This is a genomic window from Anaerolineae bacterium, assembly GCA_016931895.1.
In the GTDB taxonomy this organism is placed as follows: Bacteria; Chloroflexota; Anaerolineae; order 4572-78; family J111; genus JAFGNV01.
The window spans coordinates 1-19,613 of record JAFGDY010000315.1 but is presented as its reverse complement, the minus strand read 5'-3'; the positions used below and the strand labels follow the sequence as shown (position 1 = coordinate 19,613).

General features: G+C 55.0%; 19 protein-coding genes and 1 riboswitch. Of the genes, 3 read left to right on the top strand and 16 right to left on the bottom strand.

Annotation, left to right across the window (positions count from 1 at the left end; translation table 11 throughout):
- Window positions 1-208 precede the first annotated feature (208 nt).
- From cobO to cobD, 5 genes are all read right to left on the bottom strand, one after another.
- On the bottom strand, window positions 209-787 hold the full coding sequence (gene cobO, locus JW953_23975; protein MBN1995765.1) for a cob(I)yrinic acid a,c-diamide adenosyltransferase: 579 nt from the start codon (window positions 785-787) through the stop codon (window positions 209-211).
- Window positions 745-2,319 (bottom strand): L-aspartate oxidase, encoded by a 1,575-nt coding sequence (gene nadB / locus JW953_23970; GenBank protein MBN1995764.1) that lies wholly within the window; start codon window positions 2,317-2,319, stop codon window positions 745-747. Before nadB ends, cobO begins: the two co-directional genes overlap by 43 nt.
- Window positions 2,320-2,322: 3 nt before the next feature.
- Window positions 2,323-3,351, bottom strand: a complete 1,029-nt coding sequence (gene nadA, locus JW953_23965; protein ID MBN1995763.1) for a quinolinate synthase NadA — start codon at window positions 3,349-3,351, stop codon at window positions 2,323-2,325.
- Between the two features lie 70 nt (window positions 3,352-3,421).
- The gene (gene nadC, locus JW953_23960; GenBank protein ID MBN1995762.1) at window positions 3,422-4,261 is read right to left on the bottom strand and encodes a carboxylating nicotinate-nucleotide diphosphorylase; all 840 of its coding nucleotides are present in this window, start codon (window positions 4,259-4,261) and stop codon (window positions 3,422-3,424) included.
- 65 nt (window positions 4,262-4,326) lie between these two features.
- Window positions 4,327-5,343, bottom strand: coding sequence for a cobalamin biosynthesis protein CobD (gene cobD / locus JW953_23955; protein MBN1995761.1), 1,017 nt, complete (start codon window positions 5,341-5,343; stop codon window positions 4,327-4,329).
- 161 nt (window positions 5,344-5,504) lie between these two features.
- Between cobD and JW953_23950 the strand changes: the two genes are divergently transcribed.
- Together JW953_23950 and JW953_23945 are read left to right on the top strand one after the other, a co-directional pair.
- Entirely contained in the window at window positions 5,505-6,209 is a 705-nt protein-coding gene (locus JW953_23950; GenBank protein MBN1995760.1) for a DUF2202 domain-containing protein, read from the top strand.
- A gap of 84 nt (window positions 6,210-6,293) precedes the next feature.
- Window positions 6,294-6,884, top strand: coding sequence for a DUF4405 domain-containing protein (locus JW953_23945; protein ID MBN1995759.1), 591 nt, complete (start codon window positions 6,294-6,296; stop codon window positions 6,882-6,884).
- Here JW953_23945 and JW953_23940 read toward each other — a convergent pair.
- The 10 genes from JW953_23940 to JW953_23895 form a co-directional block, all read right to left on the bottom strand.
- On the bottom strand, window positions 6,881-7,462 hold the full coding sequence (locus JW953_23940) for a hypothetical protein (protein MBN1995758.1): 582 nt from the start codon (window positions 7,460-7,462) through the stop codon (window positions 6,881-6,883). The two genes, JW953_23945 and JW953_23940, sit on opposite strands and share 4 nt — an antisense overlap.
- A complete protein-coding gene (locus JW953_23935) occupies window positions 7,449-8,990 on the bottom strand; it encodes a cobyric acid synthase (protein MBN1995757.1) in 1,542 nt (513 codons plus the stop codon). The genes JW953_23940 and JW953_23935 overlap by 14 nt, the downstream gene beginning before the upstream one ends.
- Window positions 8,991-8,993: 3 nt before the next feature.
- Entirely contained in the window at window positions 8,994-9,650 is a 657-nt protein-coding gene (locus JW953_23930) for an HAD family phosphatase (GenBank protein ID MBN1995756.1), read from the bottom strand.
- 23 nt (window positions 9,651-9,673) lie between these two features.
- Window positions 9,674-10,129, bottom strand: coding sequence for a VOC family protein (locus JW953_23925; protein ID MBN1995755.1), 456 nt, complete (start codon window positions 10,127-10,129; stop codon window positions 9,674-9,676).
- Between the two features lie 181 nt (window positions 10,130-10,310).
- Window positions 10,311-11,366, bottom strand: a complete 1,056-nt coding sequence (gene cobT / locus JW953_23920) for a nicotinate-nucleotide--dimethylbenzimidazole phosphoribosyltransferase (protein MBN1995754.1) — start codon at window positions 11,364-11,366, stop codon at window positions 10,311-10,313.
- 32 nt (window positions 11,367-11,398) lie between these two features.
- Window positions 11,399-12,217, bottom strand: coding sequence for an AAC(3) family N-acetyltransferase (locus JW953_23915; GenBank protein ID MBN1995753.1), 819 nt, complete (start codon window positions 12,215-12,217; stop codon window positions 11,399-11,401).
- Window positions 12,214-12,921, bottom strand: a complete 708-nt coding sequence (locus tag JW953_23910; protein ID MBN1995752.1) for a histidine phosphatase family protein — start codon at window positions 12,919-12,921, stop codon at window positions 12,214-12,216. The genes JW953_23915 and JW953_23910 overlap by 4 nt, the downstream gene beginning before the upstream one ends.
- Window positions 12,922-12,934: 13 nt before the next feature.
- The gene (locus tag JW953_23905) at window positions 12,935-13,765 is read right to left on the bottom strand and encodes an ABC transporter ATP-binding protein (protein ID MBN1995751.1); all 831 of its coding nucleotides are present in this window, start codon (window positions 13,763-13,765) and stop codon (window positions 12,935-12,937) included.
- A gap of 71 nt (window positions 13,766-13,836) precedes the next feature.
- The gene (locus tag JW953_23900; protein MBN1995750.1) at window positions 13,837-14,850 is read right to left on the bottom strand and encodes an iron ABC transporter permease; all 1,014 of its coding nucleotides are present in this window, start codon (window positions 14,848-14,850) and stop codon (window positions 13,837-13,839) included.
- 4 nt (window positions 14,851-14,854) lie between these two features.
- Window positions 14,855-15,823: a cobalamin-binding protein gene (locus tag JW953_23895; protein ID MBN1995749.1), complete on the bottom strand. Its 969-nt coding sequence runs from the start codon at window positions 15,821-15,823 to the stop codon at window positions 14,855-14,857.
- 228 nt (window positions 15,824-16,051) lie between these two features.
- Window positions 16,052-16,179, bottom strand: a riboswitch (cobalamin riboswitch).
- A gap of 116 nt (window positions 16,180-16,295) precedes the next feature.
- On the opposite strand from JW953_23895, the gene JW953_23890 reads away from it, so the two are divergent.
- Complete coding sequence (locus JW953_23890) at window positions 16,296-16,808, top strand: nitroreductase family protein (GenBank protein ID MBN1995748.1); 513 nt, start codon at window positions 16,296-16,298, stop codon at window positions 16,806-16,808.
- Between the two features lie 86 nt (window positions 16,809-16,894).
- Here the strand turns inward: JW953_23890 and JW953_23885 are convergent, their stop codons facing one another.
- Window positions 16,895-19,486, bottom strand: coding sequence for a protein kinase (locus JW953_23885; GenBank protein MBN1995747.1), 2,592 nt, complete (start codon window positions 19,484-19,486; stop codon window positions 16,895-16,897).
- Between the last annotated feature and the right edge of the window lie 127 nt (window positions 19,487-19,613).

Below are 19,613 nucleotides of genomic sequence, written 5' to 3'. Positions count from 1 at the left end.
ACTCGAAAAATTATTTACTTTGCGCCCCAAATTATAGTACACAACGGTTAAAAAGAGAAGCGTCAACATCTCTCCTGGTAAGCAGCGAGTCGCCGTTAAAACTAGCAAAACCCTAGCCATTAAGCGGTAGGGTTTTGATGGGACCATACCCAATGTAAATTCAACCTGCTTCTATGCGGTTGATGATCATCTCCCAAGTAGCCGGAGTCTAAAATTCAATTCCTGGCTGGGCTTTAAGGCCTTCCTGGTAGGGGTGCTTAATCTCTTGCATCTCAGTAACTAAATCCGCATACTCAATCAGGGCTGCCGGGGCGTGACGCCCGGTGATGATGAGGTGCAGCATAGGAGGTTTATTGGCTTTGAGCCATTCAATCACGGCGTTTGTATCCAGCCATTCGTAGTGGAGGGGATAGGTAAACTCATCTAAAATCAAAAGGTCATAGTTACCGCGGGCGATGCGTTCTTGGGCCAGTTGCCAGCCGTGGATCGCTCTGGCCTCGGTTTGATCCATATCTTGACTGACCCAGGTGAATCCATCGCCGGTGGAAATCCAGTCAATGCCCATTTTTTCGCCGGCTTTGATTTCGCCAAAGCGGGCTTTTTCGTGTTTGAGAAATTGGATGACCCCCACTTTCATCCCCCGGCCCCAGGCGCGGAGCATGGCGCCCAGGGCGGCAGTGGTTTTGCCTTTGCCCTGGCCGGTGTTAACGATGACCAGCCCTTTTTCCCGGCGGGCCTGGCGGTTTAGATGCGGTAGTGGCACCCCATACTCCTTTTGTTCTCCCACGCCGCAGTGGTAACAATAATGGCCGCGCGAACAGCGTTACGCAGGCCAACCAGCCCGTCGGTAAGGCGGGAGGCGCGGTAGAAGTTTTCAATCTCCACTTCCAGGTGGCGGAGTTCGCTCATGGCTCGTTTCAGGCGGGGGGTGGTGCGTACCAGGCCCACGTAGTTCCACATAATGTTTTTGATGGCCGTCATATCTTGGCTGATGAGGGCCGGGTCCGGTGGGTCGAGACCGGTATCCTGCCAGGGAGGGATATCGGCCAGATCAGGCGGGGCTTGCCGGCCCAGCTTGCGTTCAATAATGCGCTGCGCCGCGCGGTAGCCCCAGGTGACGCCTTCCAACAGCGAGGCGCTGGCCAGGCGATTGGCTCCATGCACGCCGGTGCAAGCCACTTCGCCTACCGCGTAAAGATTGTTGATAGTGCTTTGCCCCCACTTATCCGTCCAAACGCCGCCGCCAAAATAGTGCGCCGCAGGCACCACCGGCACCAAATCGCGGGTAATGTCTACCCCCTGCGCCAGGCAGCTTTCGTAAATGTTAGGAAATTTTTCTTGAATTTTATCTACCGGGATGTAAGAGCGCAGATCCAGGTATAGATTATGCACGTCTCGTTCTAGCATTTCCTGGTGCATGCTGCGGGAAACCACATCACGGGGGGCCAGGTCTTTCCACTCCGGGTCGTATTTTTGCATGAACGGCTCGCCGTTTTCATCTACTAAACGCGCTCCTGCGCCGCGCACGGCTTCGGAGATGAGGAAGTGCGGGGCCGGCGGACGGTAAAACGTGGTCGGGTGAAACTGCACAAATTCACAGTTGATCACTCGCGCTCCGGCTCGATAAGCCATGGCCAGGCCGTCTCCCCGCGCCCCGGAGGGATTGGTGGAGCGTAGGAAAATTTGGCCCAGGCCACCGGTGGCCAAGATGGTTTTTTGGGCCAGACAACGAATTACTTTTTCTCTTGCCTGGTCCAATACATAGGCTCCCACACACGAGTGTGGCTCGTAGATAGCCAGCCGGTTCCGGGAGTGGTGGGCCGGTGTGAGCAAGTCAACCGCAGTATGGCCGGTGAGAAATGTAACCCGGGGGTGTTTGGTCAAGATTTTGAGCAATTCTAGCTCGATGGCCCGGCCGGTGGCGTCGGTGGCGTGCAAAATGCGGGCGGCGGAGTGGCTGCCTTCCCGGATCATGGCCAACTCCCCATCCGAGGTGCGGTCAAAGGGGACGTTCACTTTGTCAATCAAAATTTGCCGCACCAGGTCCGGCCCTTCTTGAGCCAAAATCGCAACCGCCTCCGGGTTGCAGTGTCCCGCCCCGGCCCGATTCAAGTCTTCAATCAGCAATTCCGGCGAATCGTCGGCACCGCGATAGATAATGCCTCCCTGGGCATAGTAGGTGTTGGTTTCCAGGGGTTTCCAGGTACGGGTGGCCACCGTCACCTGGACCCCGGCGTCGGCCAATTGCAGGGCGGCGGTGCCGCCGGCAATGCCGCAGCCAATGATCAGCACTTCGGTTTCAATATAGTCGTTAGTCATTTTTTATCCAATCGCTATCATCCGCTCCACAGATTTGGCGGCCCGGACACGGATATCTTCCGGCACCTCAATCACATAGCGGTTTAATATGAGGGCATTGAGCGTATCTTCCAGGGTAATTTCATTCATGTGAGGGCAACGCACGCTGCATAGCCGCAACATTTCTTTATCGGGGTTAGCGGCGGCAATATTGTCGCCCATGGCGCACTCGGTGAGCAGCAGGTATTGCGGTTTATCGGTTTGTTGCACAAATTTGATCATGGCCGACGTGCTGGCCGAAAAATCGGATGCCTCAACCACCTGGGGTGGACATTCCGGGTGGGCCAAAATGGCCACATCCGGGAATTGTCGCCGCACGTTTTGAATATCCTGCACGGTAAACTTTTCGTGGACTTCACACCGACCATGCCAGCCAATCATTTGATAATCCAGAGTAGGATCAATGGCATTGCCGAAGCCGGGGAAGATAATGTGTTTGCCGGTTTCCTTGGCCACATTCCGGGCCAGATACTCATCGGGCAAAAAGATAACGGTATCGCTGTTCAGAGATTCAACCACAGCGGCGGCATTGCTTGACGTGCAGCAAATGTCGCACTCGGCTTTAACGTCGGCGTAGGTGTTGACATACGTTACCACCGGCACGCCGGGAAATTGGGCTTTAAGCTGCCGCACATCTTCCGCCGTAATGCTGGCGGCCAGGGAACAGCCCGCTTTTTCGGCAGGCAGTAGCACGGTTTTTTCCGGGTTGAGAATTTTGGCGGTTTCGGCCATAAATTTAACCCCGCAAAAGACAATGATGTCTTTGTCGGTGGTAGCCGCTTTGCGGGCCAATTCCAGGGAGTCGCCGGTGAAATCAGGGATGGAGTGGAAGAGGGCCGGTTCCATGTAATTATGCCCCAGAATCACCGCGTTTTTCTCTTTTTTCAGTTGGTTGATTTGATAAGCCAATTCTGCCTTGTAGCGCAATTCAACATCGGGCACCACTTTGTTCAGTTTGGCCTTCATTTGTTGGTAAGTTGCTTCAACGCTCATTTTGATTTTACCTCACTCTCTGTGTGACTGCCGACTGCCATAATTTTTTTCTGCGGCCGGTGGTCAATGGTCATTTGAGTAATAGACTGATATCCAATGCTTTTACCGAGTGGGTCAAGGCCCCCACCGAGATGTAATCCACTCCGGTTGCGGCGATGCCGGCCACGTCATCCAGGCTCACGTTCCCCGATGCTTCCAGGGGAGTGCGGCCATTGGCTGTTTGCACGGCCTGACGCATTTCGGCCAGGCTCATGTTATCAAGCAAAATGCGGTCCACTCCCAGGGTCAAGGTTTCTTGTAATTCGGCCAATGTTTTTACTTCCACCTCAATAGCCCGGCCTTGTAGGTCTTTTTCCCGCACGCGTTGAACGGCTGCGGTGATGCTCCCGGCGGCGGTAATATGATTATCTTTGATGAGTACCATATCGTACAATCCCAAACGATGATTTTGGCCACCGCCCAGCCGCACCGCCCACTTATCCAACAAACGCAGGCCGGGAGCGGTTTTGCGGGTGTCAAGAATGACGGCCTTTGTGCCCGATACCGTCTGGACAAATTGGTGCGTCAGCGTGGCTATGCCCGACATCCGTTGCAGCAGATTCAACGCCACCCGCTCCCCACTCAGCAGCGCCAGGCCTGGACCGCTTACCGTGGCTATAATTGTCCCGGTTTCTACGGCCTCGCTGTCGGCAAGGTGAGCCGTAAACTGCACGCGCTCGTCAAGCAGGCCAAAGGTAAGTTGAACCACGGCCAGGCCGGCCACAATCCCGTCGGCTTTGGCCATCAATTGGCCCTGAAGCCAGATATCGGGAGCGATAATGCAGTCGGAGGTTACATCGCCGTCGCCAATATCTTCGGCCAGGGCGTTTTGGATGATGGGTTTAATCTGTGATAGGATATTGTTTGTCATGGATCATTATGATAAATAGTGTTAATTATACACTAACTATAGCCTGAAAAAAACAAATGTCAAATTTAGGGGCCGGATTTTGGCCAGCGGCCCCTGACCAGGATTTTGGCGGCAATAAGACCCAGGCAAATCATTGCTACGCTTAACCCCACGCAAATATCGGCGATCCGCAGGGCGCGTTCGATGGCGGCGGCGTTGAGTTTCGCCTGGCCTCCCGCCAATTCATAAACCCCGCGTTTGTTTAAGGTGACCCGCAGCGCCCCGGCCATGGCGCTCATTGTCCAACCCGCGTTGGGGCTGGCGGTTTGATGGCGCTGGCTCAACATCGTTTGGACGGCATTGCCGGCATCCTCGCGGGCCAGCCAGGCCGCCCCAACCAGCAGCCAGCCGGCCAGCCGGGCCGGAAGCCAATTGAGCGCGTCGTCCAGCCGGGCCGGAAATTTGCCCAACTGCTCAAACTCCGGCGTGCGATACCCCCACATAGCATCGGCCGTATTGACAAAACGATAGGCCCAAGCCCCAGGCAAACCCGCCCCGGCATAAGCCAGCAGGGGGGCGGCCAGGCTATCTGTGAGATTCTCGGCCAGCGATTCAATGGCTGCTCCGGCGATTTCGGCCTCGCTGAGTTGATCCGTATCCCGGCTGACCAGGTGACAGCTTAACAAGCGTCGTGCTTCAACCAAATCTTCATTAGCTAAGGCTTTAGCAACCTGGCTTACGGCTTGCCGCAGGCCACGGTAGGCAAAAACAGGCTTGAGAAATAAGGGCTGAAGGATAAAGGTGGACAGATGAAGGGGGAATGGCCTTATTTTGTTCGTTACCAGATTTAATTTAGGAATGAGCAAAGGCATTTGTTTTTTTTCAATAAGACCGAACGGCAGGGCAAAAAGGCCAATCCCGGCCAAAGTCCAAAAAGTGCCAAACCAAAATTGACTTCGCATAGTTAGAGAATTATTTAACCCCAACCTTTTGCCAAAAGTTAACCATTGTCCCATCAACATCAAAGGATGAAAGCGGTTGGGTGGATCGCCAAAGGCCAGGTCCAAAAATAGGGCCAGGAGGATAACAATTACTCGAAACATGTCATAACCTTCTCCATAGGAATTCCATAATTCTTCCACAAGTGCTTCATATTGTTGGGGTAGAATAAGCTCAGTAGGACATCATAAATGTCAAGTCAAAAGCTTCCCTCTTTAGGGAAGAAAAGTATTTGGAGAATAGTTAATTTAATGGAGGTATCACCATGTTAAAGAAAATTTTGATTGGTAGTTTGTTGGTTCTATTACTCGGCCTCATCGTGGTAGTTGCTTATGATCATGGTGCCAGCGCCAGCGCAAATGAACAAACCTATGGGCAAGGTTGGCGTGGGGCAGAGGACGAATCCAACCAGTTTGCCGAGTCTCGCGGGCAGCAGGGTGGTAAACGTGGTTCTGGACAGCCAGGTGCCGGTCGGATGGGAGCGGGTCGGGATAACGAGCGTAATGGTCAAGGCAACCTGGACCAGCGTGGAAATGGCAGTAATGACCCATTACCCCCCGCCCCCAGTGATGAACCGCTCACCGAAGCCGAGATTCAGGGCCTCCTCAAAGCTTTGGACGATGAGTACCACGCCTGGGCTGTCTACGACCAGGTGATAGCAGATTTTGGTCAGGTGAAACCCTTTACTAATATTCAAAGGGCCGAAGCGCAACATATTGCTGCCCTGGTCAACCTTTTTGAACGATATGACGTGCCTGTGCCGGATAATTCGTGGGTTGGCCATGTTGAGAGTTTTGACAGTGTGCAGGCTGCGTGCGCGGCCGGCGTCGAGGCTGAAATTGCCAATGCGGCCCTTTACAATGAACTCTTTACCACCACCGATCGCACCGATATTTTAACCGTATATCAGGCCTTGCAACGCGCCTCAACGGAAAAGCACTTGCCTGCCTTCCAGCGGTGTGCGCAATAACAGCATCAGTTCCTGAGAGTTCCCCTGGAAGTAAGTTTCTAGGGGAACTCATCCCTACCCTATATTTGCAACAAGGAAACAAAAATGAACGGCAAAAATCGTTTCAACTTCTGGCTTGACCTCAGTGCTTTGCTGGGTTTTATCATCACCGCCCTGACCGGGCTACTGCTATGGCTGGTTTTGCCTCACGGGCGCGGTAGTGACTACCTGACTTTTCTTAGCCTGACCCGATCTACCTGGGTGGATATTCACGATTGGGTTGGTTTAGGCACGTTGATCATTTTGGGTGTGCACATTGTTATTCACTGGAAGTGGATCAAGGTAGTTGGCCAGCGTTATTTTACCAAAGTGGCCCATCAGTCCCGGCTCAACTTTTCGCTAAATAGTCTGTTGTTTACAGTTTTCTTTTTGGTCAATCTGTCTGGCCTAGTGGCCTGGTTGATTCTACCGGCAGGTGGTTTCCAGGGGGGACGCAATCCTTACTATGGCGTCACCTGGTTTGGACTTGATCATCACGTCTGGAATGACATCCATCGGACGGGCGTGGCGATGATATCTGTGGCTGCTCTCCATATCGTTTTACACTGGCATTGGATTATGCTTACGGCCAAACGTTACGCCGCCAGTATGATGATGCCGGCCTACAAGAACTCGACCCGTCCTGAACCGGTTTAATCTACCAAAGTCCAAGCAGTTACTTGGGTATACAAATCATCCAAATCAACGCCTTTTTTCTCAAGAATCTCGCTCAGTTTTTCACCGGCAAAAATGTCAACCTCTCTTGGTTCCCACGAGGGGTTAAGCAGTTGCGGATGTTTTTTCAGTACGTATTCAAATTCAGGCGCTATCACGTGCAATTTAACGTTGTAAAATTGTACCGGCTCTGGCTGAAGCCAAGCCCGGGGAAAACAGAGATAGCCTTTTTCGCCGTTATGAGACCACTTTGCTTCAATGGCAAGTTCAAGATGGCCTAGGTGAATCTTGAACCCACTTTTGGTCACCCGTAAGTCGCCGTTAGCCAGTTTTTCGGGTTGCCAACCTTGGGCAACAAACAGCGCGCTCAATTGAGGGATTAAGGTGTGAAGATTTTCGGTGAGGTAATCAAGGTCTTGGTGTTCTCTCAACAAATGACCTTGGTATATGTCCAGGGTAAAGCCTCCCCAGATATACGAGGTTACACCCAACCGGGCTGACAACGCTTCAACAAGACTCATAGCGGTCAGGTAGATTCTATTTTTTTCAGATAGGTCCATTTTGCTCTGGTTGATACTGCCAAACAATATGTTCCACGGCCGCCATATCCAAATGCGCTCGCACATGATCGGCCAGGCGATTGTAGGCTTGCTGGCGATCAAAGACCTGCCCCGCTCCCTGCCAGCCCAAACTGCGCAGCCAGGCGTGACGCAGGGCGTCGTTGTCAAAAAGGCCATGCAGGTAGGTGCCCCAGATACGCCCGTCCGGGTTGAGGGCGCCGTCACGGTGACCTTCGTTGCCTCGACCTATCCGGCACAATGAATGTAGTAGCGACGAGTCTGTAGGTTGGCTGCGCCCTATATGAATTTCATAGCCTTGCAGGGGGGTGCCGCGCAGGGCGGCCAAAGGGCCAACTTCGGCCTGCAAGGTGGCTTGCACTTGAACCGTATGTTTGTCTCCCGCAAAGACGGTTTCTACAGGCAGCAGGCCCAGGCCCGGCGAGCGCGTGCCCGGCGCAGCTTCTACCCCCTGGGGGTCTAAAAGAGATTGGCCCAACATCTGGTAGCCGCCGCAAATGCCCACCACCGGCCTGCCGTTGTGAGCCAGTTTAATAATTTGTTCGGCCAGGCCGGATAGGCGCAGCCATTCCAGGTCGGCCAGCGTCATTTTGCTGCCCGGTAAAATAACGGCATTGGGTGCGCCTAAAGTCTCTAATCGTTCCACAAAACGGACTTGCACGCCCGGTTCGGTAGCCAGCGGGTCAAAGTCATCAAAATTGGAAATGCGCGGCAGCCGGATAACGGCAATATCCAGGGGGGATACATCTGCATTCTGCCATTCTGCCAACCTACCCTGCTCATCCAACGCTACCGAGTCTTCCGCCGCTATCCCAATGTGGGGCAAATATGGAATCACGCCCAGAGTGGGCGTATTAAAAGCCCATTCCTGGAGCATCTGCAACCCATTCCCCAACAGGCTGAGGTCGCCCCGGAATTTGTTGAGGACAAAACCTTTGACCAGCGCCCGTTCCGCCGGTTCCAGCAAAACCATTGTACCCACCAGCGTGGCAAACACGCCGCCACGATCAATATCGCCCACCAGCAGCACCGGGGCCTGGGCATATTGGGCCACTTTAAGGTTGACAATATCGCCTTCTTTGAGGTTGATTTCGGCGGGGCTGCCCGCGCCTTCCATTATTACCAGGTCGTAACGTTGGCGCAAACGGTCCAACGCGGCAGTGACGTGCTGCCACAGGGTTGGTTTTAAACTGTGCCAATTTCCAGCGTCAATGTGGGTGTAGGGTTTACCGTTCAGCACCACCTGGCTGCGGCGATTGCCTTCCGGTTTGAGCAGAATGGGGTTCATGTCAACGTGCGCGGGGATGCCGGCGGCCTCGGCTTGGGCGATGGTGGCCCGGCCAATTTCGTGACCTTCGGGCGTAACGCCGGCATTGAGGGCCATGTTCTGGGCCTTGAAGGGAGCCACACGATAGCCGTCTTGGGCAAAGATACGGCAGAGGGCCGTGACCAGGATGGATTTTCCGGCGTTGGAGTGCGTGCCCAAGATCATTAATGTTTTGGCGGTCATGGTTTAGAGGGCGGCCTTAATATAGTTTTGTAAACTGGTATCTATTTTGGCGGTCAGATAATCGGCATGGTTCAAATTTTGCCCGCCGGAATTGGGATTGACAAAACCAATAGTTTTCATCCCGGCTTTATTGGCTCCCGCGATGCCGTGCGGCGAGTCTTCAAGCACAATACATCTCTCCGGTTTTACGCCCAATCTGGCTGCGCAAATCAAAAATATTTCGGGATGCGGCTTGCCGTTGGTCACTTCTTCGCCGCTGACGGTGGCGTTAAAATAATTGGCCAGTTGCAGTTTTTGCAAAATAAGGTTCACGTTTTGGCGCGACGAAGCCGAAGCAAGGCCGATTTTGAAGTTGTTTTGCCGCAAAAAGTCAAGCAGTGCCGGGATTCCGGTCACCGGCCCCAGGGTGGCGACCTTTTGTAAGGCTGCCGTGACGCTATCTTTTTCCTGGCTGATTAACCAATCCACCGCCTGGGGCAGGCGATGATTGGTTTTGATGATGGGCCACATCTCCCGGCTGGAAATGCCAACGTAAGCGTGAAGTTCTTCATCGGTAATGAGAATATTGAGTTCGGTGAGGATGCCTCTGACGATTTCTAAGTAAAGGGGTTCGGTATCAATGATCACCCCGTCCATGTCAAAAATAAAACCTTTAGCCATTTTCCTGCTCATTTTCGGCTTGATCATGACCAACGTTGCAACTCTATAATATTGCCTTCGGGATCGGTGACATAGACCACCGTAATCTGGCCTGCGCCGGGAATCTCTACGGTGACCCTCTGCCCATACGTGCTGCCGCCCGCAGCCAGCACAGCCTGTTGCGCTGCCTCAACGTTGTCTACGGCAAAGGCAAGGTGCGCAAAACCGGGCCGGTTGATGGCGGTTTTGGGCCGTTCTTGGGCCTGGTTGTATTGAAAGATCTCCAGCGTGGGGCCTTCATCGCCATAGCCGGGGAGTCGGAGATGGACTCCCTGAATTTTGGCGCCGGGCACGCCGGTGCAATCTTCCAGCCACTGGCCGGAGAGGTCTCGTTCCGGCAGAACGGGCGCGCAGCCAAAAACTTCCCGGTAAAATTTAGCCAGGTTTTGCCAGTTGCGGGCAACGATGTTGGTGTGGACAAACTTGGTTTCAAAAGCCATTTTTGATCTCCGCTCCTATTTGCATACTGCGCCCTCTCTACTGGAAGAAACCAACTTGATATATTTTGACAAATAGCCGGTGGTTATCTTGGGGCCGGGGCATTGTCCGCTCTTTTCCAACCCTCTTTTGATTTTGTCGCTGTTCATAAAAACCACCCTCTTCTTTTCTGCGGGTTAAGGATTAGAGTTTACCACTCACGCTGGCTTCGGCAAAAGTGGCCATCTGGTTTAACGTGGCCGTAGCCGCGGCTACCACCGGCATAGCCAGGGCCGACCCCGTGCCTTCACCCAGGCGTAAATCCAGGTAGAAAATGGGGTCCAAATTTAGATGCTGCTGCATAATTTTATGGCCCGGCTCCACGGAACGATGAGCCGCAATCATGTAGTCCCGGCTGAGGGGAGCCAACGCAGCGGCAATTAAGGCTCCGGCGGTGGAAATAAAGCCGTCCACCAACACCGGAATACGGCGAGCGGCTGCGCCTAAAATCACCCCGGCAATCGCGCCAATTTCAAAACCGCCCACTTTGGCCAGTATATCCAGCGGGTCATGGGGGTCAGGCCGGTTTTTCTCCAGGGCCTGGTGAATAACAGCCACTTTAATTTTTAAGGTGTCGTCGTCAATGCCTGTGCCCCGCCCGGTCACTGTGGCGATGTCTGTTCCGGTCAACACGGCGCAAATAGCGCTGGACGGCGTGGTATTGCCAATGCCCATATCGCCCGTGCCCACCAGGTGTAGCCCTTTTTCTATCTCGCGGGCAACCGCAGCGATACCGGTTTCAATAGATTGGATGGCCTGGTTGCGGGTCATGGCCGGGCCTTGGGTAAAATTGTTGGTGCCGGGCGCGACCTTGGCTCTGATTAAGTCGGGATGCTCAGGCAAATCAGCCGCAACGCCGGCATCGAGCACCACCACTCGCGCCCCGGCCTGCCGGGCCAGCACATTGATGGCCGCGCCTCCGTTGAGAAAGTTGAGCACCATTTGCCGGGTGACTTCTGAAGGATAAGCGCTGACGCCCTCGGCAGTGACGCCGTGATCACCGGCGGCCACAATGATGGCCCGTTCTGCCAGCGGCGGGTCAATCCGCCCGGTGATCCCGGCCATTTGAATAGAGAGCGTTTCCAGGCGGCCTAACGCCCCGGCCGGTTTGATCAGTTGGGCCTGGCGGTCTTGGGCCGCGGCCATAGCCTTTTGGTCTAAGGGGTTGATGACCGTGATGGTTTTTTCCAGCATGAGGATTGGCTCCTTGGGAAATTGTGAATTATGAATGATTAATTTTTGCTTTTCGGAATTGGCTGAATTGTTGAATCGTGGCATCGCTGGGCGTAGGCCCTGGCTTCGTCACATTGTTCACATTGCCGGCCAGGGGGGCACAAGAAAAAGAAGTGATTCTGGTTCAGTAGCTTGCGGGCGGTTTGCACAACGTCTCTTGACTTCATCAGTTGGGCGGTGGCGTAACCCACTTTACCAATCGTCGCCAGACCCCTGTTTTGTAAAAAAGGGGCTATTTTCACAAAGTTCCGGCAGCAGTGGTCAATGAAGGGCACTTCTTTAATTGTCTCCTGACCATTCTCCACTAACTGAACGGTCTTGACTCTGCGATAAGGCACGTGACTGAGCGACTCGCCCAGATGAATGGTGGTATTGGCGCTGTGGTCTACGCCTAAAAGCAGCACCCAGCCGTCATTTTGGTACACTTGACCGATGGGGCTGTTGATGCCTTCGGGGTCGGCCAGCGGGTGGGTGGCCGTGATCTTTTGGGCCAAAGGGCCTTGGGCGGCAAAGGCGCTGTTGGGGTGAATACTGCGCAAAACGCCGGGCATGCGCCAAAAGGTTTCGGCCACAATCCCCATATCTGAGGTAGGGGTTGAGTTTGGATCGTACAAACCATCTCCGTCGGTCATAGAGGGCATCACCAATGTTCCGGACGGACCAATAACACTTTTAAGGGCTTGAATGACTCCCGGCGGGCCTTCGGCAATCCACCCGACATTTTTTAGAGAGATGTGGACAACCAGGGTGATGTTTTTGGCGACACCTAAACGCAATAAATCTGTTTGCAACTGTTGGACGGAAACGATAAGGCTCATTGCGGTGATTTTTGGTCTTTTTGGCCATCCTCAAGTTCACCGTCTTGCGGAATCCCGGAAACCAAATTTGCTGCCGCGCCGGTGAGGTGGTCGTAAGCGGCCCAGGTGATCAGCTTGCCCGCTAAATGCCCATTTTTTGCCTCAACCATTATCTCGGTAATGGAACAATTGTGATTAGGACTATTGCCCTGCCAAGCCGCGTTGCTGTTTGGGCAGAGATCTTTTAAAACGTAGGTAAAAACGCCCCCGTGACCCACAATGAGAATATTTCGGCCATGTTTGCCTGCCACAATTTGCTCAAGGCCGGTCCGTACTCTATCCCAGAGCATGAAATAGTTTTCCCCACCAGGGAATGATGACTCAGGTTTGCCGTTCAACCAGTCTACCGTTATCCGGTGATAGATGGCCCAATTCTCAGGCGTTGGCGGCTGGCTTTCTAAGATGCCGGGGTTAACCTCGCGGAAGTTCTCAATAATCGTCACGGGCAGCTTGAGGGAGGCGGCAATAATCTCGGCGGTTTCCCCGGCCCGTTTCAGGGGCGAGGCATAGATTTCGTGAATATCCCTGGTTTTAAAATAAGCAGCGGTTTGCTGCGCTTGCAGAACTCCTTTATCGGTTAGCGAGTAATCAACCTGTTTGTGCGAGAATTCTTTGGTGATATTGGCCCGATTCTCGCCATGCCGGACCAAATAGAGTCGATTCATCACTCGTACAACCTCATCTTGGTTTTCTGTCATTTGGCTGGCCTGGCGGCTGTACACTCAAGGCCCACTGCCCTGCCGGATCGCGGTAAAGTTGGGACTCGACTCCAAAGACGGTTCGTAAGTGGTTGGTTTCCAAAACTTCAGCGGCGGAGCCGGCGGCCCAGACCCGACCCTCATTGAGAAGAATCAGCCGGTGGCAGTAGCGAGCCGCCAGGCCCAAATCGTGAATGGCCAGCAAAGCGGCCAGATTATAGCCCAGCACCAAGTTCTGCACCATAGCCAAAACTTGATGCTGGTGGTTAATGTCTAAATTAGCAATGGGTTCATCCAGCAGCAGAACGGTTGGCTCCTGCACCAGGGCGCGGGCAATGAGCACGCGCTGTTGTTCGCCGCCGGAGAGCGTGTTAAGCAAACGACCGCGAAGCAACTGTAGGCCCAGCAGGGTCAGGGCCTTGTCTACGGCTGCCGCATCTTTGCCGTTAAAAGGAGATAGCCAGCCCCGGTGAGGATAACGCCCCATGCGCACCACGTGCTCGGTAGTATAAGGCCAGGCCGCGTTGGCCGATTGGGGCACCCGGCCAATGTGTTGGGCTACTTGCCGGGGCGACAATTGCCAAATATCCTGGCCGTCCAGCAGCACCTGCCCTTCTTGGGGTTGTAGCAGGCGGGCCAGGGCGCGCAGCAGCGTGGTTTTGCCTGCGCCGTTAGGCCCAATCAGACCAATCAATTCGCCGGGATAGAGGGCCAGGTTAATGTTATGCAAGATTGTCTTGCGCCCATTTACGGCGTAGGCGCAGGATAAGGCTTGTGTTTCCAGACGAGGGGGGGAAGTTTGTTTTTTCATCTCAAATCATCCTACTCATACTGCGTATCAGGTAGAATGCTGTGCGCAATAAGCAACACGCCGTACGAATCTTAGAACATCTCCCGGCGCGTGCGGAGCAAATACAAAAAGAAAGGCGCACCGAGCAGCGAAGTCAAAATGCCCACCGGCAATTCCACCGGGGCCATGATGGTGCGGGCGGCGGTGTCGGCGATAACCAGCAATAACGCTCCCAGCAGGATACTGGTGGGGATCAGAAGCGCGTGAACAGGACCCCACAGCAGGCGGGCAATATGGGGCGCAATCAGGCCGACAAAACCAATGATACCGCTGTTGGCCACAGCCGCCGCCGTGGCCAGGGTGGCGCAAAGTACAATCAACAAGCGCACCGGCCGGACGGACACGCCCAAACCCTGGGCGGTCTCTTCGCCAAAGGCCAACACATCTAATGGACGGGCCAGTAAACCCAGGCCAAGCAGACCCACGGCAATGTAGGGCAGAGCCAGCCATAAGTCGTCCCAACTGCGCCCGGAAAAGCCGCCCATTAGCCAAAAGAAAATGTTCACAAAGTCATGGTCATTGAGCACCAAAAGCAGTGATACTCCGGCGGAAAAAGCCGAACTCAGGGCGGTCCCCGCCAACAGCAGGGCCAAAATATTGGTTTGGCCGCTGACTTCGCTGATGGTGTAGGCCAGAATCACCGCCAGCATCGCCCCGGCAAAGGCGGCCAGGGACACCGGCGCAAAACCCAGCCAGGCAATCGTCCAGCCAAAAGCCATGGCCAGGGTTGCGCCTAGGGCCGCTCCACCCGACGCGCCAATCACAAACGGATCGGCCAGGGGATTACGAAACAATCCCTGGAAGGCGGCGCCCGCTCCGGCCAGCGCCGCGCCCACCAGGGCCGCCAACAAAACCCGCGCCAGCCGAAAATCCCAGACAATGGTGTGGACAGCCGGGCTGACCGCTTCCGGCGAAATTTGTGGGTTAAGCGCAGCCCACACCTGGCCCGGCGTAATGGAAACCGCGCCCAGGCCCAGGCTAAAAAAAATGGCCAGGAGCAGCAACAGGCTTAACAGCAGAGTGGGCCAAAGGTAATCCCGGCGGATCCGATTAGAATAAATCTGGGTAGAGGTCACGGGCTATTTCTTCCAGAACATCAACTACGCGCGGGCCGGGGCGGCTCACTGCGTCGCCATCCAAGATGTAAATTTGCTCATTTTGCACGGCGGCAATGTCGGCCCAGCCGGGGCGAGTGGTGATTTGTTCAATCGTCAGTTCATCGCTGTGGTTAGCCGGGCCAAAGATAATAGTTGGATTACGTTCGACAATGGTCTCGGCGCTAACCTGCGGCCAGTCCTCATTCACGTCGGCAAAAATGTTCTTGCCCCCGGCAATGTTGATCATCTGGCCGATAAAGGTGTTGGGACCGGCCGTCATCAGGGGGTCGTGCCATACCTCATAAAAAACAGAGGGCCGGGTGTCGGCCGGAATAGTATCCACTTTGGCGCTGACGGTTGCTACCCGGCGGCGCATTTCGGCGGTCAGAGCCGTAGCCTGGTCAAGATGGCCGGTTGCCTGGCCGACCATTTCGATATTGGCGTAGATGTCGTCGAAAGTAGCCGGGTTGAGGGCCAGTACGGTTAAGCTGGCTTGTTCCAGCACCGGGATGATCTCATCCTGCGAATCGCTGGCCAGCACCAGGTCCGGTTCCAGGGCCACAATGGTTTCTACGCTGAGCGACTTGTTGGTAATCCCGCCTACCGGCTCGCGGCTGGTCGCTTCTGGGGGATAGTTGCAGTAGCTGGTTACGCCAACTACCTGGTCGCCGGCCCCAACGGTAAAGAGGATTTCGGTATTGCTGGGCAGGAGCGAAACGATGCGCTCTGGCCTGGCCGGAAGCGTGACTTCGCGGTCCAGGTCGTCGGTCAGGGTGAGCGGAAATGCGGCCGCCGGAGCGGGTGTTGTTTCTGGCGGCGATGATGATGGCGCGGTAGTTTGGGTACAACCCCCGCTGAGCAGCGCCAGCAGGATGATGGCGGTTAAGCTAAAAATTGTATTGAAACGATTGATGATTTTCATTGTTCTCCTCAGTCTCAGCAGATCCAAAATGTTGTTTGGAGTGGGCATTTTAATGCCTAAAAAAACGCACTGAAGTGCGGACTACCAGCCCAAATTTGGACCTACTGAGTCTTTATAGATTGGCCAACCAAGAAGAGGAGAGAGGAGACCAAAACAAAAAAGCCGCCGGTTGGCGGGCTGAAAACTTCTGGGTTCCGGCCTCGCCCCCCTATTCCTCGTAGGTGGTCACGAGACGATAACGCAACAGGGGAGTGTCGGACTTTCTTGCCGTGGAGCAAGATTACCGTTGCGGGACAGTGCCGGCCTTGAACCGGCTTCCTCTACGCGAGCGCGCACCCGGTGGGGGCGCTGTTACGTTTTGTGATTCAATTGTAGCTTAGAAAATAACACAGGTGGTCACATTTGTCAAACGGGTCAGGAGCGATATGATTAGGGACAAATAGAATTTTGTTAGCGCAAAGGAGTCAAACCTATGGACATTTTAGACCTGATGCAAAAACGATACAGCGTGCGGGCTTACCAGCCTGATCCGGTAGCGGAGGACAAGTTACAAAAAGTGCTGGATGCGGCCCGATTGGCCCCCTCGGCCTATAACCGACAGCCTTTTCAGCTTGTTGTTATCCATACGGCCGGTCGGGAGGCGGAGTTGAAGCGCGTCTACCACCGCAGTTGGTTCAGCCAGGCCCCGTTGGTTATCTGCATGTGCAGCCTGCCGGGACAGGCCTGGACGCGCCGGGATGGTCAGAATTACCATTACGTGGATGCGGCCATTGCTATGGACCATTTGATTTTGGCCGCTACTGCCCTGGGTTTGGGCACGTGTTGGGTGGCGGCCTTTGACGTTCAGGCGGCCCGTGAGGTGTTAGGTTTGCCGGATGACGTGGAGCCGGTGGCCTTTACCCCGCTGGGTTATCCGGCTGACCAACCTGGCGCAAAAGAGCGTAAGAACTTGGCAGACTTGGTGCGGTACGAAGGCTGGGCCTAAGTTGGTTGAGGTTGGCTCGGCTTGAACGTTGGCGTTTTTAAGTTTGGGGGAGGTTAAAATGAGACAGATGGGCCTGGACTACCTGGTTATTGTGACGCGGTTGTAGGCGTAGCCGTGGGGTTTGGCGTGGCCCGGACGTACATCGAACCGGGCTGGCCAGAGGCCACCTGCGGATGGTAGCCGGTCACTAACTGGCGCACATTGCTACCGTCGGCCTCGGCCACGTAGATGGCCTGTTTGCCGTCCCGGTTGGAGTCGAAAATAATAGATTGGCCGTCCGCGGTGAAAGAGCCGGTCACCTGCCAGGGAGCATAGTCGGCCAGGAGCGCGCGCTGGCTACCATCGGCGTTCATCACATAGAGGGTGGTGTGGCAACAAGGCTCTTTGTAGCCCAAGCGAATCAACAAGCGCCGGCTATCAGGGGAGAAGTAGCCGGTGGCATCCCAATCCGCGCCTTCGCTGGTGTCTACAATTTTTTGCTGTAGCGTGCCCCCGGCCCCAACCAGGTACACCTGGTAAATCTGGTTGCGCTTGTCGTAAGCCAGCAACCATTGCTCGTCAGGCGAGGAACCTCCCCAACTGGTATACTCGCTGGGACCTAACACTTCTTTTTGCTGCGCCCCGTCAGGGCTGATCAAGTACAGGTAATATTCGTCGGGCTGCTCGGCCCGATCCAAACGGGTGTAGGCCAGAATCCATTGGTCGTCCAGAGTGAACCGGCCGTAAGCCTGGTTGCCGCTGAGTAACCGCTGCTTTTGCCCGCTCAAGGCGTCTGCAATATACAAATCGTAGGGGTCAGCAGTGGTTTCTCTGACCTGAATAAAAAACTTCTGGCCTGAGTTGGAGACACCGGCGGGCCAGACCGCATCCACCCCGTTGAACAGAGTCATTGGCTGGCTGCCGTCGGCATTGGCCAGGTATAACGTTTCGGTATCGCCGTTGTCAACCCGATAGGCCAGCCGTTGGCCGTCGGCCAGGAGATCGGGGGAGTAGGAGTTGTTTGAGCCACTGGTGATAGTCTGGTGGTCGCTGCCGTCACTATTGACCACATAAAGGGTGTATTCATCGCCTCGTTTGACGCTCAGGGCCACTTTTTGCCAATCCGGGCTCCAACTTTCCGAAATGTAAGTCGTCGCCCCGCTGACCAGCGTGACCCGGTTTGAGCCGTCGGCAGCCATCACCATCAGGTGGTAGTCATCCTTGTTGTTCCAGCGAACCCGAATCTTGTCTCCCTCTTTGGAGAAATAGCCGGAGGCCGAATCCTTATCACTAACCATGACCTGCCGGTTGCTGCCATCAAAGTTCACCAGGTAGAGGCTGTCTTTATCGTTTCGTTCCAACTGCACGATGATCCGCTCGCCATCGGGTGAAAAGCGGCCAGATACATTATCTGCGCCGCTGGCCAGAAGGTATGGCCCTGCTAAATCGAGCGTGGTGGCATATAGGCTTTCGGTGTTGCCTTCTTTGACCCGGTAGAGAAAACGGTTGGCCGGCGGAGTGGCACCAGGCAACGGCGCGGCTGGCAGCGGTTTGGTGGCGGCAGTTTCGGGCGTGCTCACCGGGGGGGCCAGGGCTGTTTCTGGGGTGGTGGCTTCTGATGTGGCCTGGGGGGTGGTCGTTATCCCGGCAATCAATAAGGGCGAGGTGGGGGTGGTTCTGCCGCCAAACCGGTTGAGCAGAAGAGTGCCCAGGCCGATGGCGGTCAGCAAAACCAGCGCCAATAGACCCGCGCTTCCCAGCAACAAGGGTATCAGCCAGGGCTTGCGTTTTTTTTCGGCGATAGTTGGGAGTGGGCTTGATGTTGGCGGCGTGACCCTGACTCTGGTGACGCCCAGGGCCTGCTCCGGGATAACGCCAGACTCGGCCACGGCCTGGTGGAGCGCCTCGGCCAGTGCGCCGGCGGTTTGGTAGCGGTCGTCCGGCTCAGCGGCCAGGGCCTTGAGGATAACGCGCTCCACGGCTACGGGGATGTTTGGGTTGATGGAGCGCGGCAGGGGTAGCGGCTCGGTGACGCGCTTGAGCACAATGGCAAAGGGCGTTTCGGCGTCGTGGGGAATCTGGCCGGTCAGCATCTCAAATAGAATGATGCCCAGGGCGTAAATGTCGGTGCGGTGGTCTACCGCCGCCCCTCGGCCCTGCTCCGGCGACATATAAGCCGGGGTGCCGATACCCACGCCGGTGCCGGTCAATTTCACTGAAGATTCAGTCATCTTGGCCAGGCCAAAGTCGGTGAGCAAGGCCCACTCGCCATCCATCAATACGTTGCCCGGTTTGACATCCCGATGAACGATACCTTGCTGATGGGCGTAATCCAGGGCGGCGGCAATTTGGCCAATAATGTTGACGGCCTGCTGCAAACTCAATTCTGGCCCCATTATGGCTTTAAGCGTAACCGCTCCTTCCACATAACGCATGGCAATATAACTATTTTGGTTTTCCTGACCGGAGTCGTAAACGGGCAGGATGTTAGGATGATTCAAGTGGGCAATGGCTTTGGCCTCGCGCTCAAAACGCTCGCTGAAGCCGGGTTGCTTGGCGTGAATGGGGGGCAGCACTTTAATGGCTACGTAACGGTCCAGACCGGGCTGGTAGGCTTTGTACACGGTAGCCATGCCACCTTCGCCGATTTGTTCGATGATGCGGTATTGGCCCAGAGTCTGGCCGATGAGGTCGGTCATGGTCTACTCCCAGGGTAATGGTGAATTGTGAATGATTAATAGGGTGGTCCACAATTCTGTTGACACTTTTTTACCTGACGAATGACGACTGACGAACGAAAAGCCCCAAATATTCACGACTTTTCCG

Bases quoted from the DNA above. Each gene is read 5' to 3' on its own strand.
- nadB (MBN1995764.1), bottom strand. From the start codon at position 2,319: ATGACTAACGACTATATTGAAACCGAAGTGCTGATCATTGGCTGCGGC.
- nadA (MBN1995763.1), bottom strand. From the start codon at position 3,351: ATGAGCGTTGAAGCAACTTACCAACAAATGAAGGCCAAACTGAACAAA.
- nadC (MBN1995762.1), bottom strand. From the start codon at position 4,261: ATGACAAACAATATCCTATCACAGATTAAACCCATCATCCAAAACGCC.
- cobD (MBN1995761.1), bottom strand. From the start codon at position 5,343: ATGTTTCGAGTAATTGTTATCCTCCTGGCCCTATTTTTGGACCTGGCC.
- JW953_23950 (MBN1995760.1), top strand. From the start codon at position 5,505: ATGTTAAAGAAAATTTTGATTGGTAGTTTGTTGGTTCTATTACTCGGC.
- JW953_23945 (MBN1995759.1), top strand. From the start codon at position 6,294: ATGAACGGCAAAAATCGTTTCAACTTCTGGCTTGACCTCAGTGCTTTG.
- JW953_23940 (MBN1995758.1), bottom strand. From the start codon at position 7,462: ATGGACCTATCTGAAAAAAATAGAATCTACCTGACCGCTATGAGTCTT.
- JW953_23935 (MBN1995757.1), bottom strand. From the start codon at position 8,990: ATGACCGCCAAAACATTAATGATCTTGGGCACGCACTCCAACGCCGGA.
- JW953_23930 (MBN1995756.1), bottom strand. From the start codon at position 9,650: ATGGCTAAAGGTTTTATTTTTGACATGGACGGGGTGATCATTGATACC.
- JW953_23925 (MBN1995755.1), bottom strand. From the start codon at position 10,129: ATGGCTTTTGAAACCAAGTTTGTCCACACCAACATCGTTGCCCGCAAC.
- JW953_23915 (MBN1995753.1), bottom strand. From the start codon at position 12,217: ATGAGCCTTATCGTTTCCGTCCAACAGTTGCAAACAGATTTATTGCGT.
- JW953_23910 (MBN1995752.1), bottom strand. From the start codon at position 12,921: ATGAATCGACTCTATTTGGTCCGGCATGGCGAGAATCGGGCCAATATC.
- JW953_23905 (MBN1995751.1), bottom strand. From the start codon at position 13,765: ATGAAAAAACAAACTTCCCCCCCTCGTCTGGAAACACAAGCCTTATCC.
- JW953_23895 (MBN1995749.1), bottom strand. From the start codon at position 15,823: ATGAAAATCATCAATCGTTTCAATACAATTTTTAGCTTAACCGCCATC.
- JW953_23890 (MBN1995748.1), top strand. From the start codon at position 16,296: ATGGACATTTTAGACCTGATGCAAAAACGATACAGCGTGCGGGCTTAC.
- JW953_23885 (MBN1995747.1), bottom strand. From the start codon at position 19,486: ATGACCGACCTCATCGGCCAGACTCTGGGCCAATACCGCATCATCGAA.